Here is a 16,142-nt window from a genome sequence, read left to right on the forward strand (position 1 = left end):
AACTTGCCAACGCACCACCTTTTTCATCGCTTAATGGCAGATAAAGCTGCTGCCTTAATAAATAAACACGAACGTTTTCGTTAAGCCAAATGAACAATGTTGAGCTTGCTCGGACATTGTCGTGGCGAGAAAACGCACTTTTAGAGGAACGAGAAAAGAACGTTTTCGTTAAGCCAAATGAACAATGTAGAGCTTACTCGGACATTGTCATGGCGAGAAAACGCACCTTTCGAGGAACGAGAAAAGAACCATTTAATAAATTGATGAGTATGAAGAATAAGCAAAAAACAAATTCGTTTGCAGGTTATAAGTACCTGCTTTTCGTGCCGTTGGCTTTCGCCTTGGTGTTTATGACCAGCTGCAAAAGAAAGACGAAAGTACAAGAACAAGTTATGGAGGGCACAAAAGTTGAAGTGAAAGCAGAAACGGGCGAGGACACTGCACAAATCAAGAATGCCGAACCAACGGATAAGGCGTATGAGGTGGTTGAGCAGATGCCTACTTTCAAGGGCGGAGATGCTGCATTGATGAAGTATCTCTCGGAGAACATTAAGTACCCCGAAGCAGCCGAGAAAGCAGGAGAACAAGGTCGCGTTGTGGTTAATTTCATTGTAGAGAAAGATGGGGCGGTATCTAACGTAAAGGTAGCTAGGTCGGTAACGCCAACACTCGATGCAGAGGCGGTAAGAGTGATAAAGGCCATGCCCAAGTGGGTTCCTGGCAAGCAAGACGGCAAGTTAGTGCGCGTGAAGTATAACGTACCTGTGTCTTTCAGATTGCAATAGCATACAGCTAGGCTGGTAACATTGACGAGTTAATGGGTTGGCAAGCGAATGTGGGGTTGGCTAGTGGCTTACTCCCACCCTCCTTGTCGGCTCATTAACTTGCTGGCGAAGGGCCTTTTGTCCTGTCAATGGCTGGTTAATCCGTTTCTTTAATGAGATAATACGTTGCATCTAACAAATAAATGCGTATGAAGCATAAACAAACGCCCAAATTGTTTGCAGGCTTTAAGTGTCTGCTTTTCGTCGTTTCGGCCCTCATATTGTTGGTTATTGTCATCGTTCCTGTTAGGGCGAACGCGCAGGATAAAAAGGGAAAGACCACCCAAACGCGTAAAGACACCACCACAGATGATAAGATTTACGAGGTGTGTGAGCAGATGCCCATCTTCGAAGGCGGTGATGCTGCACTGATGAAATACCTTACGGATAGTGTGAAGTATCCCGAATTGACTAAGAAACATGGGGTGCAAGGGCGCGTTGTAATAGGCTTTATTGTCGAGAAAGACGGCTCTCTCACCGACGTTAAGGTGTTACGGCATGTGGATATAGCCCTTGATGCCGAGGCATTAAGAGTGGTTAAGGGCATGCCTAAATGGATTCCTGGCTGCCAAGACGAGCAACTTGTGCGCGTAAGATATAACGTACCTGTATCTTTTAGGCTGAAACCAATGGAGTGAATGACTGGCGGCTTAACGAAATGATGTGCTAATTGGGGGTTGATTACAGGTTGAAAGTAGGCAGGTTGGTAATAGAACGACTGGAAACTGACGGCTAAATCTGTATGTTTGTCAACCCGCCTATTTGCTAACTTACCTATTTTATCCTTGCTTATCATCCAAGAAATTAATATATTTGCAAACTGACAGCAATGCAAGACTGCTGTAACGTATAACCATTTAAATAATCATGAGTATGAATAACAAACAAACACCTAATCTGTTTGCAGGCTTTAAGTGTCTGCTTTTCGCCATTTCGACCCTTGTCTTGTTGGTTATTGTCTTCGCTCCTGCAAGGGCGAACGCACAGGATAAAAAGGAGAAGACCACCCAAACGCGTAAGGACACCACCACAGACGATAAGGTTTACGAGGTGTGTGAGCAGATGCCCACCTACAAAGGAGGGGAAGAGGCAATGATGAGATTTCTTTCGCAGGTAACAAGGTATCCACAACGGGCCCAAGAGTTCGGCATACAAGGCTGTGTTGTGGTTGGCTTTATCGTTGAGAAAGACGGGTCGCTAAGCGACTTTAAGTTCATACAACGGGTGGACCCTGAACTTGATGACGAGGCTTTAAAGACTGTAAAGGCTATGCCTAAGTGGAATCCAGGTAAACACAACGGTAAAAATGTACGCGTGCGGCATAGTGTACCCGTTAGTTTTAAGCTTATATAAATGAGGTGTGGACCAGCGGTTGACTTCTCAACTAACCAACTTCCATCGCCTGTCGTGCGATAAATCTCTCTGCATGTTAGTCAAATTCAATGTCAGATAACCTCAATACACAATCATAAAAATAGAAGAATGAAAATGAAGAACAAGCAAGCCTGCAAGCGGTTAGTAGGCTTTGATTGTCGGCTTTTTGCCGTATTGGCCTTTGCCTTTATGGCTGTTGTCTTCGCGCCAGCAAGGGCGAATGCGCAGAGAAAAGTTCGAAATAAGTACGAACGCCCCAAACGGATTGAGGTAGACGATAAGGTTTACAATGTATGTGAGCTGATGCCATGCTTTAAAGGGGGCGATGCAGCACTGCTGCAATATCTGGGTAAGACGGCCAGATACCCCCAATCGGCGCAAAAAATCAAAAAGGAAGGGTGCGTAATCGTGAGTTTCATTGTAGAGAAAGATGGTTCGCTGTCTGACTTTAAGGTTGAACGAGCGGTGGATGCAGCCCTTGATGCCGAGGCTTTGCGTGTGATGAAGGCCATGCCTAACTGGTTGCCAGGCCAACAAGACGGCAGATTTGTACGCGTGAGGTATAGCGTACCTTTGCGATTTAAGCTGAACTAAAAACAGATAAAGACCGTAACGCTGCTGACAGTGGACGAGTTTGCAAGTTGACAAGTTGACAAATTAACGAGTTAACAGGTTGATAAATCACACGGGTTGACAAGTTTATAAGCCAGCAAATGGCTCTGCTTACGGCCTATTGTCACTCCATGAACATACTCACTTATAACCTTAGCAACTTAATTTCCACAAAAACAAGGTCTAAACATCACACTAAATGTCCATTTACAACTTCGCCTTAAACTCGTCGAACACCTCTTTATAGCCATTAAACACGTTAATGTCTACCTCGCCTTGTATGCCTTGCACCCGCCCGTCGGGGCATAGTTGCCAATACACCAAATGAACATCGGGTTTGTATTCGCCATAACGCGCAATCCAAATGTCGTAGTCGCGCTTGATGTCGGGAGCCAGTGGCAAGTAACGATTAACAAACTGCTGACTGATATAAAGTATGGGGCGCTTGCCCGTTCGTTGCTCCACAATAGTGAGCCAAGTGCGAACGGCTTTGAAGAGAACCTCAGCACCACCCATCTTGGCAATCTGCTGCGGACTGGGTTCCACGTCGAGCACAGGCGGAAAATCGCCTTTCGATATGTGCGAATGGCGTAAGAAATGGGCCGCCTGAGCCGCAGCAGGCGAGTAAATGGAGAAGAAATGATAAGTGCCAACGCTGAAACCGTGGGCGCGAGCTTGCTTATAGTCGGCCTTGTAAAAGGGATTGAGCAGCGATTTGCCCTCGGTACTCTTGATATAAATAAACGATATGGGATAGTTTACCTGCCCATGAATGGCCTTTCGGCTAGCCGTTCCCAAGTGAATGATGCGCAATTGGTTCCATTTGATGGGATGTACGCGCTTGTTGATGACGTGTTGGTATTTTGAAATGTCGATACCATAGATGCGTTCGGTGGTATAAGTAAGGCGTTCGCCCAGATATTGGCCTGCTTTCCATTCGCCAACCTTCACTTTGGGCTGTGCAGTAAGGGCAAATCCCTTACCTGTTTGGGCATCGTTTTCCCAATGTCCTTCGTAGTGGCTGCCGTCGTTGCCCGTATATTCGCCGTGTCCGCTGGCCATCATCTTACTATTAAAGCTGCCCACGTACACACCTGCGGCATCTTCGCGAGTGCCACTCACCAGCGTGTCGGCATTCCAACGTCCTGTAATTTTCCGTCCTTTGCTGTCGTGCGCCGTGCCCATTCCCTGCCGTTTTCCTTCCTTCCATTGTCCAGCATACACCACACTGTCTTTCAGCCACAACACACCATAGCCATGACTGCGGCCACGAAGTACCGTGCCTTGGTAGCAAAGATCGCCTTCTTGTTGCAACACCTGTGCCGTTCCATCTCCGTTAAGTGTATTCTTCTCGAAGTGGCAAGCGCCGAAAAGTACCACAACCAGCAATGCCGTGAGCCAAAGAAAGCGTTTAGGATGGTTTATTTTTCGTTCCATAGCATTTTGGCGATGATGTTGCGAGGCACTATACCTACACCGTTATACATTCCAACGAAACGTCCCCACGCACTGAACACGGGCGAACCTGCTTGTCCTAGCGCGGCGTGCATGCGCAAGCCGCTATCCGTTTGCACACTGGCCGCCCATACAGCAGCACTGTCTTTAACCGTGGCCAAGGGGTCTAAGCCCAATCCAGGCACGCTTGCCACGCGCACCTCTCCCGTTGCCGACATGCCCCAAGGCAAGGCCGAAAGCGCATTTGCGCGCCAAGGCTTTCTCTCGTCTGTGGTTTGTAGCAGGCACAAGCCCCATTGTTGGTCTTCGCGCAAACATTTGGCAGCGATGCTCTTGCCGTCGAAAAGCAGGGCATAACGCGTGTGGCGCAACACCCGCAGTTGCTTTTCCTTACACAACACAGCAAGCCTTTTGCTCACCTTTTGCACCTCGGCCAACCGCATTTTCAGCTTATGGGCGTAGGCCAAAACGGCCGTATAGCCTTCGTCTTGCATGCCGTGCACCTTCATATAGTAGTTGATTTCCTTCACTTCTCGTTTCAGTTGTTTTTCTTGTGCAAGCAGTTTGCCCAATGTTTTCCGCACCATCGTGTTCACATCGGTGGGCAATTTCCCCTTATCAGCTGTGCCATGAGGCATGGCAGCGACAACTCTACCACTGCACGAGGGCAGCAATGCAAGCCTGTTAACCCAAAAACCAGAGATGAGATGGGGTGCTTTAAGTAAGTCTGTGGGGCTTGTTGCTGCCTTGGCGAAAGTGCTATCGGGAGCTACTTCGGCAAAAAACACCACCTTGTCGGCACCTGTACCCACGGTGTACCACAGGTTGCTCTGCACAACCACAACGCTATTGCGCATCTGCCGTTGCGAAGAGAAACAGCACATCACGGCATAAACCAGCGCGCCAACCAACAGCACGGCGGCCACAAGGCTCCATGCCATGCCCTTGCTCATCCTTCTTTTCTTTCTTTTCATTGTTCCGGTCTTAGGCGTTTTTCCCGCCTATGTTGTCGATTATCGGTGCAAAGTTAATCTAAAAATCCTAATCTTGCACACCCCCACTCGCGAAAAAATGTACACCTGCAAGATGTACAACGCATGCGCACGCAATCGTTTGCATTATTTTTTGCACATATCTATAAGTGTCACATGCCATTTTCGACATTTTATTTTATCTTTGCAAAAGGAACAGGTGTGCGAAACGAGCGCGCGTTTCCTTGTTGTTCCACCTTTATGACACGTTTATTCAATAACTAACAACAATATGAAAAGATTTGTTTTGTCTGTATGCTTGGTGCTGCTGTTTGCTTTCAGTGCCCTGGCGCAAGAAGTTAAGTCGCCCAATGGCGATGTAAAGGTAAACTTCGCACTTAACAATTCGGTGCCCACCTACACCGTAACCTTCCGCGGCAAGGCCGTTATCAAGCCTAGCCGCCTGGGCTTTGAACTGGTAAAAGGCGGCGACTTGCTGGACGGTTTTACGCTTGTGGGCGAAGAAAAGGGCTCGGCCGACGAGACGTGGACACCCGTTTGGGGCGAGAACCGCACGATAAGAAACCACTACAACGAACTGTTGGTGCGGCTCGAACAAAAGTCTACCGAGCGAATGCTCAACATCCGCTTTCGCGTTTACGACGATGGGGTGGGCTTTCGCTATGAGTTTCCGCAAGAAGGTAAGCTGAACTACTTCCAGGTGAAGGACGAACGCACCGAGTTTGCTATGACCGGCGACCACACGGCGTGGTGGATTCCTGGCGATTACGACACACAGGAGTACGAATATACCCAGTCGCGCCTCAGTGAGGTGCGGCAGAAGATGAAGGGGGCAATTACCAATAACATGTCGCAAACCCCATTCTCGCCCACGGGTGTTCAGACTTCGCTGATGATGAAGACGGCCGAAGGGCTGTACATCAACCTGCACGAGGCGGCTTTGGTGGACTATCCGGCAATGCACCTCAACCTAAACGACCGCGATATGGTGTTCACCTCGTGGCTTACACCCGATGCAAAGGGCGTTAAAGCTTATCTGCACACGCCCTTCCGCAGCCCTTGGCGCACGATGATCATTACCGACGATGCACGACGGGTGCTTGCATCAAACCTTATCCTTAACCTTAACGACCCCTGTAAGTACACCGACACGTCGTGGATACGCCCTGTTAAATACGTAGGCGTTTGGTGGGAGATGATTTCGGGCAAGGGCGATTGGGCCTATACGCAGCAATTCCCATCGGTTATACTTGGCGAAACAGACTATACCAAGGCCAAACCGTCGGGCAAACACTCGGCCAACAACGCCAATGTGCGCCGCTATATCGACTTCGCCGCTGAACATGGGTTCGACCAAGTGCTGGTTGAAGGCTGGAACATTGGTTGGGAAGACTGGGCTGGAAACATGAAAGAGAAGGTGTTCGACTTCCTAACGCCCTACCCCGACTTCGACATCAAGGCCTTAAACGATTATGCGCACTCAAAAAACGTACGGCTGATGATGCACCATGAAACGTCGTCGTCGGTGATGAACTACGAACGTTACATGGACCGTGCCTACAAATTGATGAACCTCTACGGCTATAACGCGGTGAAAAGCGGGTATGTAGGCGACATCATTCCACGTGGCGAGTACCACTATGGGCAAGTGATGGTGAACCATTACTTGGAGGCCGTGAAACGTGCAGCCGATTATAAGATTATGGTTAACGCGCACGAGGCGGTTCGCCCCACGGGTTTGTGCCGCACTTACCCCAACCTTATCGGCAACGAGAGCGCACGCGGCACCGAGTATCAGGCCTTCGGGGGCACAAAACCGGGGCATACGGCCATACTGCCATTCACTCGTTTGCAAGGCGGACCGATGGATTACACGCCAGGCATTTTCGAAATGGACTGTGCAGGTGGTTCGCATGTAAACTCAACCATCTGCGGTCAGCTTGCGCTTTACGTTACGATGTACAGTCCGTTGCAGATGGCGGCCGACTTTCCAGAGAACTATCTGAAACATCCCGACGCCTTCCAGTTCATTAAGGACGTAGCCGTAGACTGGGATCGCTCGCTATATCTCGAGGCCGAACCAATGGCCTACATCACGGCGGCCCGCAAAGCCAAGGGCACCGACAATTGGTTTGTGGGCTGTGTGTCGGGCAATGCGCCCCATAAGTCGCAGCTGTCGTTGTCGTTCCTTGATAAAGGGCGTAAATACGAGGCAACAATTTACACCGATGCACCCGATGCCGACTATCGCACTAACCCAAAGGCTTATCGGATAGAACGTCGCACGGTGACTTCTGCCACCAAGCTTTCGCTCACAGCCGTGGCTGGTGGTGGTTACGCCATATCAATCGTTCCTAAACGATAAAGGTTTGGCACGAGGGTTTGCTGTTGGGCTTTACCATAAGGCTACATGCCCGCATGCGTATGCACTTATGTAAGGTAAGAAAAGAATGGGCACGACATAGGGAAGAGAAAAAATGCTTTTGCAGTTGTTGCGAAAGGCAGAACAAGCCTAATGCGTGCAGCAAGTAGTCATCACACGGGCTAAGCCTGTAACGTCCATTCAAGCCCACGCACACAGGCACTATGGCTCAATGCCACGTAGACAGCCCCTTGTTGTGTAGCAATTGCATTCTCGCTGCATTGCTAGAAGTTGGCAGTTGCCACGCATTCACTCGCTGAATGCAACACAACAAGGGGCTATTTACGTGGCATTGTGCGTTAAAATGGTTTGCGGGGTGTTGAAGTTTGCGGTAAGGGAAGTTCCTTACTCCCAGAAAAAATCGATGCTTTACGCCATTATTGCCCACTTGTCTACCTGTAAACTATTCAAAACATCCACTTGCCGGCCCTCATTTTGTCCGCTTTTTAGTATGATTTTTAACATTATGAGTGCCCATTTTACCCACCAACCGCTCACCTTGCCGCAAAAAATCGATTCTCGCGAAGGTTGGTTTTGATGCAAAAAGGGGTTAGCTTATAAACGAAGGCAAGATGAATATACATTCATCAAACCGCCATTTGTACCAGATTTCGGTCTATTTACCACCAAAACCAGTGCATTTTGGTGCAAAACGCAGTGCAATATGGTGCAAAACGCAGTGCGTTTTGGTGCTAAACGCAAGGTAAAATGGTGCTAAATGCAGCACAAAATGCCGCTAAACGCGAAACAAAAAGCATAAATATGCACTACTATAGCATAAACAAAACCCTTCCGAACCATTAAAAAGAGGACGATAAAGGGCAAAATGGCGGTTTAAAAGTGGGGTTTTAGGGGCTAAAAGCGGATAATTGGGCGTAAGAAATAATGAGGTGGCAACCAATCTAGAAAGGCAAAATGGTGCAAAATACAGGTTTTTCGCTTAAAAATAGACCGAGTGAGAGATGCGAAAAACTGAAAATAGTGCCAATTTGCCCAATTTACAGCCAATATTTTCGCTAGAATGGCGATAAAATCAGAGCGATTTTGTAAAACAAAAAAATAATAGATTTAAGATTTTTAGTTGACGAGTTGGCAAGTTGACGGGTTTGTGAGGTGGGGAGATGGTGAATTGATGGGTCTGTGAGTTGACGAGCTTGTAAGTTGATGAATTTGCGAAATGGGGAGATGTCGAGTTGATGGGGTGGCAAGCTAATAAGTTTGTAAGTTGACGAATTTGTAAGATGGGGAGAGGGCGAGTTGACGAGTTGGGAAGCTGACAAGTTTGGTAAGTTGACGAATTTGCGAGATGGTGAGATGGTGAGTTGATGGGTTGGCAAGCTGATGAGTTAGTAAGTTGGTGGGCTCTTGAGTTGTCGAGTTGTTAAGTTATCGAGCTATGCTTTATGTAAACAGAAAAAAGGCAACTTCCACTTTGAACAAAATAAGGCGCAAAGCTCCGCCACTTGCGCCAACTGTCACGTTGGGGTCAACATGCTACAAACGGCAAGCCTTTCCACTATAAACAACTATTAGCATGATGTTTAACCCCAATGCCCAACGAGAACATGGTTGTTAGCCAAGCAAACCCCGCCTAAGCATACGCCGCATGAGAGGGAAAAGCCGAATGGTGTTGGATGTCTGCAAACCAACAATCCCCATTGGTTGCACGTGCTACAACACACAAAAGGGGCCCGAAACGCGTTCGAGCCCCATCCAAATAACCACTAATTTCTTTAACAACTAAATTTACATAACAACTAAAATCTATCCGCCATCACGGCGTTGTGTGCCTATTGCACGTTTAAGGCATGGCAAGCAACTTGCCTTCAAGGTCTACATTAACCTGTGCACTGGTTACTCGGGTAAGAACTAGCCCTTGCCTTGTACTTGTCATCATCATGAAAGGCACCTTCACACCACCCACATTGCGGTAGTCTTCGTACCTTATCACCCCGGCGGGCGACGTGGTTTGCCTTATCAAGCCGTCTTTACGCGACATGCACACCATCATCTTATATCCCGACCGGTAACGAACTTCCAGTTCAAAACAGGTTTCACCATCCAAATCTTTCTCGCCAACGAAGGCAAGCGACACCACGTCCGACGTCTTTTTGTTCACATAATAGTCGAACAACGGGCCAAGAAACTTCGACCCAATGATGTACGATTCAACCATACTGGCTGGCATTGGCTCTGTTTGCGGCGTTGGGGCGGAGTTAAAAGTCCATCCCTTGTCCTTATATGCACATACCATCATCGTGCCAAGAGGCGACTTCACTCTCTGGTAGAAGGCAACACCAGGAACCAAGAGTGTAGTAACGGGCATTTCACCCCCTTGTGTTACAACCACCTGTTGCAGTTGCAACGATTTGACCTTGGCTGCCGCTGTCAATCCGCCTAGCTGGCGAACGTTTTGCGAACAGATGTCGTCTACGGTCTGTCCGAAAACGCCTACGACAGCCAAAGTCCACGACAACATTAACGTACCTACTCTTTTTGTAAAACTCTCCATAAGCTTAATATCTCTTTTTAAACAATGATTACTTGAAAACTGCTTTAAATCCACATACATTAAAGAGCCGCCAAACGCCTTCACAGGTTTTAAACTTTTTCTTGTAAGAGGCATCCGGCGGCTGTACTATCCTAAATACCTCTGATGCAAAGTTAGGCCGAAAATCGCCACGTTCAAAGCCCAAGAATATAAAATAGATTAAGGCAAAATGAAAAAAGATGAAAGGCTAAAGCCGCGTTAACATAAATATACGCATTAGTTGCACCCTTTAAGTTGCGACAATAAGCACACACAAACCATTCGGGGCATAAAAGTGGACAAACAGAAAAATAAAAACCACAAAAGAGGAATAGTCAGACCATTAGCACTAACGTTAAAAGACGTATATGAAAAAGAAAATAAAAGTTGCAGCAAGAAGGGGAAAATACGCCCGAAAGCGTGAGAAACTAGGCAACAACAAGCAAAAAACAGACTTAACCCCTAAGCTAAACAACGGCACCATTAGAACAAAGAAATTAAACATTAAGCACAAGATTTACACCAAAAAGACCTTCGTTAAAAAGTGATGAATACATTTTGTAAACTAAATCGCATAACCTTTCACTTCTTCAACTTTACGTTATCGCTTTCATTCAAGCAGTTAGCCGTCCTTCTCCTTCGATGTTCGCCTTACATTCCGTTTGTCAACAGCACCACATTCTCCCCTCAAACAGCACGTCCGCCCCACCCTGCCGTCCTTTTTTTGCTATGCCCAGACCTCTTTTCACTCCGTGTCTGCCCTAGCTTTATCACCAGCCAACGTTACCTAAACACACAACTACCACGTTTCCCCCACAAACGCATACCTTATATAACGCGCGCGTACGCGAGAGAAAGAAAAGGCCATAACGTTTCCACACCACGGCCTGCATCGCACGAAAGCCATCACCCTACCCCATTCGCCCATTCGCATCAACACCATAAGAGTAAGATTTGGCCTTCTGCCCCACTTAGCAAAACAAACAAATTTGAGAAAACAAATGGGGCCAATAGCCAGGTATCAAACGGACCACACCAACGAACCATCCTGCCCCAATTGGCCCTTAAAAAGCGGTAAAGACACTTTTTACAAGCCAGCAGGAACAAAAAAGGCACGAAAAAATTTGGAACTACTAAAAAAAAGCAATACCTTTGCACCGCATTTAACAGCAAAGCGATTTTTCAACATCGACGGAAAAGGAAGTTTGGGTGAGTGGCTGAAACCACCAGTTTGCTAAACTGACGTACGGGTTACCGTACCGGGGGTTCGAATCCCCCAGCTTCCGCACGGTTCTAATAATCGCATGGTGGATTCATCTAACGGTTAGGATACAAGATTCTCAATCTTGGCATAGGGGTTCGATTCCCCTATCCACTACTACAGAAAGGGCTTTTGCGCATGTTCGCGAAAGCCCTTTTTGCGTTAACCAATGCAAAACAACACCGCCCAACCCATCTTTATGCCCACCTACCTTGGGCATTCTGCCACTTTTTTTATACTTTTGCCATACATAAAATGCGTGCACTTAGCGCACCCACATGTTGGGGACGACCACATGAAATGTAATGAAAGTGCAACTTTTAATGTCTGCCTAACGTCTATACAGTATGATTGAACTAAAAGACATCAACAAAACATACTTTGGCGCACAGCCCTTACATGTGCTCAAAGGCATCAACCTCACCATCGGCGACGGCGAGTTCGTCTCCATCATGGGTGCATCGGGGTCGGGAAAGTCTACACTGTTGAACATCCTCGGCATTTTGGACAACTACGACACAGGGGAATATCGCCTAGGGGGAACGCTCATTAAGGACCTGTCCGAACGGCGCGCCGCCTATTATCGCAACCACATGATAGGCTTTGTTTTCCAATCTTTCAACCTCATTGGCTTTAAAACGGCTGTGGAAAACGTAGAGTTGCCCCTGTTTTACCAAGGCGTGTCGAGAAAGAAACGCCACACCATGGCCATGGAATACCTAGAAAAGCTAGGGCTTGCACAATGGGCCAGCCACTACCCCAACGAAATGTCGGGCGGACAAAAGCAGCGCGTGGCCATAGCAAGGGCACTGATAACCAAGCCGCAAATTATACTTGCCGACGAACCTACGGGCGCGCTCGACTCTAAAACCAGCGTTGAGGTGATGCAACTGATAACCAGCCTAAACCGAAACGAAGGCATTACCACCGTGGTTGTGACCCACGACCCTGGCGTGGCCGAACAAACCGACAGACTGATAAGGATTAAAGACGGACTGATTGTTGACGAAGGGGAGAACAAAAAGCCCCAAACACGCCAGCACACATAAACACACTTAACCGTAAGAACAATTATGTACACGCTCATAGCCGAAATATGGTCGACCACCCGGCGCAACAAGTTGCGCACGGCACTCACGGGTTTTGCCGTGGCATGGGGCATATTTATGCTGATATGCTTGCTGGGTGCGGGCAACGGACTAATCAACGCCGCCACACAAAACATGGACCGCTTTCTTAGCACCTCGATGATGGTGGGCGGCGGACATACAAGCAAGGAATATAACGGCCTGCCCAAAGACCGTTCCATCACGCTGAACGACCAAGACATCAATACCACGCAAAACCAATTTAAGCAGAATGTTGAGAGCGTTGGCGCAGAAATAGAATTGGGCAACCAAACCATCACGCTGGGCGACAACTACGAAACGGCATCGCTAACAGGCGTTTGCCCCAACGAAATAGACATCAACAAACGTAAAATGCTCTGCGGAAGGTTTATCAACCAAACCGACATGGAGCAGCAACGCAAGGTGCTGGTGATAAGCAAAAGTCGTGCAGAGGGCCTGTTGCCCAGCAAGTGGCAGGGCGTTGTGGGGCAACACGTAACGATGGGAGGGTTGGCTTTCCTCGTGGTGGGCATCTATTCGGACGACGAGAGCATGTTCCGCAACATCATGTACGCCCCCTTCACCACCATACGCACCATATACAATAAGGGCGACAAAACGGAAAACATCATCTTTAGCTTTAAGGGACTAGACACTAAGGCCGCAAACGAGGCTTTCGAACAAAGCTATCGCCGCAAAATTAACGTCCAACACGAAGCCGCTCCCGACGATGAGGAGTCTGTTTGGATATGGAACCGTTTTACCGACAGCTTGCAAATGAGCACAGGTACGGCCATCATACGCACCGCCCTGTGGATTGTGGGCATCTTTACCTTGCTTAGCGGCATTGTTGGCGTTAGCAACATCATGCTCATCACCGTAAAAGAGCGCACACGCGAGTTTGGCATACGCAAGGCCATCGGCGCAACGCCGTGGTCGATATTAAAGCTCATCATCACCGAGAGCGTCATTATCACCCTCTTCTTCGGCTATATCGGCATGATGCTCGGCATAGGTGCGAACCTTTGGATGGATGCAACCATCGGCAACACCACCATGGACGTGGGCGCATTTCAACAGAAAATGTTCGTCAATCCCACCGTGGGCTTCGGCGTTTGTATGCAAGCCACGCTGCTCATCGTTATCGCCGGCACCATAGCGGGCCTTATCCCTGCACGCAAAGCGGCCAAGACACGACCCATAGAGGCTCTGAACGCGATGGACTAACAGAACGCAATGGCATAAGGAAAATGAGATGAGAAGGAGTTGGTGCAGGAGAAACGGACGGGCAAGCATCATCGCAGCAGGTGAACGCATTAACAACCTAGCAGCAAACTCGCTAACTTGTTAGCTCGTCAACAAGCACAGAACTTGTCAACACGCCAACAGGCACAGCTCTCGTTAACTGGTCAACTCGTCAACTCGTCAATAGGCACAGCCCTCGTTAACTGGTCAACTGGTCAACTCGTCAACAGGCACAGCCCTCGTTAACTGGTCAACTTGTCAACTCGTCAACTAATTATATACAATGATAGATCTCGACAGATACAAAGAAATACTGGACACCCTGACACGCAATAAGACGCGGAGTTTCCTTACGGGGTTCGGCGTCTTTTGGGGCATTTTTATGCTCGTGGCCTTGCTGGGAGGCGGCAAGGGACTGCGCGAATTACTCTCATCCAACTTCAAAGGCTTTGCAAACAACTCGGGCGTGTTCATTGCACAGAACACAACAAAGCCTTACGACGGCCTGAAAAAGGGCAGGAGCTGGAGCATGGTGTACAAAGACCTGGAACGAGTGCGCCAACAAGTGCCCGAAGTGGACAGGGTTACGCCCATGATTAGCCGATGGGGATTTACTGCCGTGCACGAAGACAAGAAGTCGTCGTGCGTGTTTAAGGGTCTGGAAAAGGATTATCAGCACATCGAAGCACCCGACTTGTATTACGGCCGATACCTTAACGACTTGGACAACCTGCAAAAACGTAAGGTATGCATCATCGGCAAGAAGGTGTACAAGTCACTTTTCCCTAAGGGCGGAAACCCTTGCGGCAAGGAAATCCGTGTAGGTCCGGTGTTCTTTAAGGTGGTAGGCGTGGATTATAGTCCGGGGGAACTCAACATTAATGGTAATGCACAAGAGTCGGTTGTTGTGCCGATAGACGTGATGCGAGACGCTTTTGCTATGGGCGACACCATCAACTTGCTGTGTTTTACGGCCCATAAGGGTTACAAGGTGAGCGAGATTGTACCCAAGATACGCACGGTGTTGGCACGTGCACACCATGTAGACCCTACCGACGAAAAGGCCTTGCCTTCCTTTAATATGGAAGCACTCTTCGGTATGATGGACAATCTGTTCAACGGAGTAGACTTCTTGGCGTGGCTTGTAGGCATCGGCACGCTGCTGGCAGGGGCCATCGGCGTGAGCAACATCATGATGGTGACGGTGAAAGAACGCACCACCGAGATAGGAATAAGGCGCGCCATCGGGGCAACGCCTCGCAATATTCTCACCCAAATCATCACCGAGAGCATCACGCTTATCAGCGTAGCGGGCATGTCGGGCATCGTTTTCACGGTGATGATACTGCAATTGGCCGAAATGGGCAGTACCACCGACGGCATCGTAAGCGCCCATTACCAAATCAACTTTACCACTGCCGTGGGCGCAGTTCTGTTTCTTTGCGTGCTTGGCGTGCTTGCCGGACTTGCACCGGCATTGCGAGCCATGAACATTAAGCCCGTAGACGCCATGCGCGACGAGTGACAAATGGGGCGGCATACACCCCAAAAACCATACCGAAACAAAACAATAAGACATAAAAACATTAACAAAGGAGACCCCAGAAACAACGCCCTCGCAACACGAAAGGCTAACAAGGGGAATGACGTTATGAAGAAGAAAATCATTGTGGCAGTGCTTATAGCCATCGTGTTCGTAGGCACATTCGTGTTTCTCTGGGCCAAATCGCAGCCCCAACCCGAACAATACACCGAACTGACGGCCAGTGTTAAGGACCTGAAAAAGACCACGGTTATTACCGGACGCATTGAACCGCGCAACGAAGTGAACGTGAAACCGCAGATTTCGGGCATCATTACCGAGATTATGAAGGAGGCGGGACAACCCATACAGGCGGGTGAGGTGATTGCCAAAGTGAAGGTTATACCCGACATGGGGCAGCTTAGCGGTGCACAGGCGCGAGTTAGACTGGCCAACATCAACCTGGAACAGGCCAAAGCCGAGTACGAAAGGGAGAAGACTTTGTTTGACAAGGGATTGGTAGCAGCTCAAGAATACGAGAAGGTAAGGCAAGTTTACCAACAGGCCAAAGAAGAAAGGTCGGCCGCCGACGATAACTTACAGGTGGTGCGCGACGGCGTTTCGAAGAGCAACGCCAAGGCTAGCTCTACGCTGATACGCTCTACCATCACGGGAATAATACTCGACATCCCCGTGAAAGTGGGCAATTCGGTTATCCTAAGCAACACGTTCAACGACGGAACCACCATTGCCAGCGTGGCCAACATGAACGACCTTATCTTTAAAGGCAACATCG

General features: G+C 48.6%; 14 protein-coding genes and 2 tRNA genes. 13 read left to right on the forward strand and 3 right to left on the reverse strand.

Features of this window, described 5'->3' with window-relative positions; all coding sequences use genetic code 11:
* Positions 1–269: 269 nt before the first annotated feature.
* The 4 genes from BN93_RS14950 to BN93_RS14965 all read left to right on the forward strand — a co-directional run bounded on the left by BN93_RS14950 (position 270) and on the right by BN93_RS14965 (position 2,792).
* Positions 270–785, forward strand: coding sequence for an energy transducer TonB (locus tag BN93_RS14950; protein ID WP_232211202.1), 516 nt, complete (start codon positions 270–272; stop codon positions 783–785).
* 188 nt (positions 786–973) lie between these two features.
* Positions 974–1,462 (forward strand): energy transducer TonB, encoded by a 489-nt coding sequence (locus BN93_RS14955; protein WP_019189097.1) that lies wholly within the window; start codon positions 974–976, stop codon positions 1,460–1,462.
* Between the two features lie 235 nt (positions 1,463–1,697).
* Positions 1,698–2,177: an energy transducer TonB gene (locus BN93_RS14960; protein WP_232211203.1), complete on the forward strand. Its 480-nt coding sequence runs from the start codon at positions 1,698–1,700 to the stop codon at positions 2,175–2,177.
* A 129-nt stretch (positions 2,178–2,306) separates the two neighbouring features.
* Complete coding sequence (locus tag BN93_RS14965; protein WP_019189099.1) at positions 2,307–2,792, forward strand: energy transducer TonB; 486 nt, start codon at positions 2,307–2,309, stop codon at positions 2,790–2,792.
* A gap of 225 nt (positions 2,793–3,017) precedes the next feature.
* On the opposite strand, the gene BN93_RS14970 is transcribed toward BN93_RS14965, so the two are convergent.
* Entirely contained in the window at positions 3,018–4,247 is a 1,230-nt protein-coding gene (locus BN93_RS14970) for a GH25 family lysozyme (RefSeq protein ID WP_019189100.1), read from the reverse strand.
* Positions 4,232–5,239, reverse strand: a complete 1,008-nt coding sequence (locus BN93_RS14975) for a S1 family peptidase (protein WP_019189101.1) — start codon at positions 5,237–5,239, stop codon at positions 4,232–4,234. The genes BN93_RS14970 and BN93_RS14975 overlap by 16 nt, the downstream gene beginning before the upstream one ends.
* A 289-nt stretch (positions 5,240–5,528) precedes the next feature.
* On the opposite strand from BN93_RS14975, the gene BN93_RS14980 reads away from it, so the two are divergent.
* Complete coding sequence (locus BN93_RS14980; RefSeq protein ID WP_019189102.1) at positions 5,529–7,622, forward strand: glycoside hydrolase family 97 protein; 2,094 nt, start codon at positions 5,529–5,531, stop codon at positions 7,620–7,622.
* Between the two features lie 1,858 nt (positions 7,623–9,480).
* Here BN93_RS14980 and BN93_RS14985 read toward each other — a convergent pair.
* Complete coding sequence (locus tag BN93_RS14985; protein ID WP_232211204.1) at positions 9,481–10,191, reverse strand: hypothetical protein; 711 nt, start codon at positions 10,189–10,191, stop codon at positions 9,481–9,483.
* A 386-nt stretch (positions 10,192–10,577) separates the two neighbouring features.
* Between BN93_RS14985 and BN93_RS14990 the strand changes: the two genes are divergently transcribed.
* From BN93_RS14990 to BN93_RS15025, 8 genes are all read left to right on the forward strand, one after another.
* Entirely contained in the window at positions 10,578–10,757 is a 180-nt protein-coding gene (locus BN93_RS14990; protein ID WP_019189105.1) for a hypothetical protein, read from the forward strand.
* A gap of 441 nt (positions 10,758–11,198) precedes the next feature.
* Positions 11,199–11,447: a hypothetical protein gene (locus tag BN93_RS17155; protein WP_157462898.1), complete on the forward strand. Its 249-nt coding sequence runs from the start codon at positions 11,199–11,201 to the stop codon at positions 11,445–11,447.
* A tRNA-Ser gene (locus BN93_RS14995) sits at positions 11,409–11,495 on the forward strand. The genes BN93_RS17155 and BN93_RS14995 overlap by 39 nt, the downstream gene beginning before the upstream one ends.
* 20 nt (positions 11,496–11,515) lie before the next feature.
* Positions 11,516–11,587 (forward strand) — tRNA-Glu (locus BN93_RS15000).
* A gap of 230 nt (positions 11,588–11,817) precedes the next feature.
* The gene (locus BN93_RS15010; RefSeq protein ID WP_019189106.1) at positions 11,818–12,519 is read left to right on the forward strand and encodes an ABC transporter ATP-binding protein; all 702 of its coding nucleotides are present in this window, start codon (positions 11,818–11,820) and stop codon (positions 12,517–12,519) included.
* A 24-nt stretch (positions 12,520–12,543) separates the two neighbouring features.
* Positions 12,544–13,806 carry an ABC transporter permease gene (locus tag BN93_RS15015; RefSeq protein WP_019189107.1) on the forward strand — a complete coding sequence of 421 codons (1,263 nt, stop codon included), beginning with the start codon at positions 12,544–12,546 and terminating at the stop codon, positions 13,804–13,806.
* 301 nt (positions 13,807–14,107) lie between these two features.
* Positions 14,108–15,349 (forward strand): ABC transporter permease, encoded by a 1,242-nt coding sequence (locus tag BN93_RS15020; protein ID WP_019189108.1) that lies wholly within the window; start codon positions 14,108–14,110, stop codon positions 15,347–15,349.
* A gap of 126 nt (positions 15,350–15,475) precedes the next feature.
* A partial coding sequence (locus BN93_RS15025) for an efflux RND transporter periplasmic adaptor subunit (RefSeq protein WP_044261075.1) occupies positions 15,476–16,142 on the forward strand: 667 nt, incomplete at its 3' end.

Origin of the sequence: Prevotella conceptionensis 9403948 (assembly GCF_000312305.1) — a bacterium.
Lineage (GTDB): Bacteria > Bacteroidota > Bacteroidia > Bacteroidales > Bacteroidaceae > Prevotella > Prevotella conceptionensis.

Bases quoted from the DNA above. Each gene is read 5' to 3' on its own strand.
- BN93_RS14950 (WP_232211202.1), top strand. From the start codon at position 270: ATGAAGAATAAGCAAAAAACAAATTCGTTTGCAGGTTATAAGTACCTG.
- BN93_RS14955 (WP_019189097.1), top strand. From the start codon at position 974: ATGAAGCATAAACAAACGCCCAAATTGTTTGCAGGCTTTAAGTGTCTG.
- BN93_RS14960 (WP_232211203.1), top strand. From the start codon at position 1,698: ATGAATAACAAACAAACACCTAATCTGTTTGCAGGCTTTAAGTGTCTG.
- BN93_RS14965 (WP_019189099.1), top strand. From the start codon at position 2,307: ATGAAAATGAAGAACAAGCAAGCCTGCAAGCGGTTAGTAGGCTTTGAT.
- BN93_RS14970 (WP_019189100.1), bottom strand. From the start codon at position 4,247: ATGGAACGAAAAATAAACCATCCTAAACGCTTTCTTTGGCTCACGGCA.
- BN93_RS14975 (WP_019189101.1), bottom strand. From the start codon at position 5,239: ATGAAAAGAAAGAAAAGAAGGATGAGCAAGGGCATGGCATGGAGCCTT.
- BN93_RS14980 (WP_019189102.1), top strand. From the start codon at position 5,529: ATGAAAAGATTTGTTTTGTCTGTATGCTTGGTGCTGCTGTTTGCTTTC.
- BN93_RS14985 (WP_232211204.1), bottom strand. From the start codon at position 10,191: ATGGAGAGTTTTACAAAAAGAGTAGGTACGTTAATGTTGTCGTGGACT.
- BN93_RS14990 (WP_019189105.1), top strand. From the start codon at position 10,578: ATGAAAAAGAAAATAAAAGTTGCAGCAAGAAGGGGAAAATACGCCCGA.
- BN93_RS15010 (WP_019189106.1), top strand. From the start codon at position 11,818: ATGATTGAACTAAAAGACATCAACAAAACATACTTTGGCGCACAGCCC.
- BN93_RS15015 (WP_019189107.1), top strand. From the start codon at position 12,544: ATGTACACGCTCATAGCCGAAATATGGTCGACCACCCGGCGCAACAAG.
- BN93_RS15020 (WP_019189108.1), top strand. From the start codon at position 14,108: ATGATAGATCTCGACAGATACAAAGAAATACTGGACACCCTGACACGC.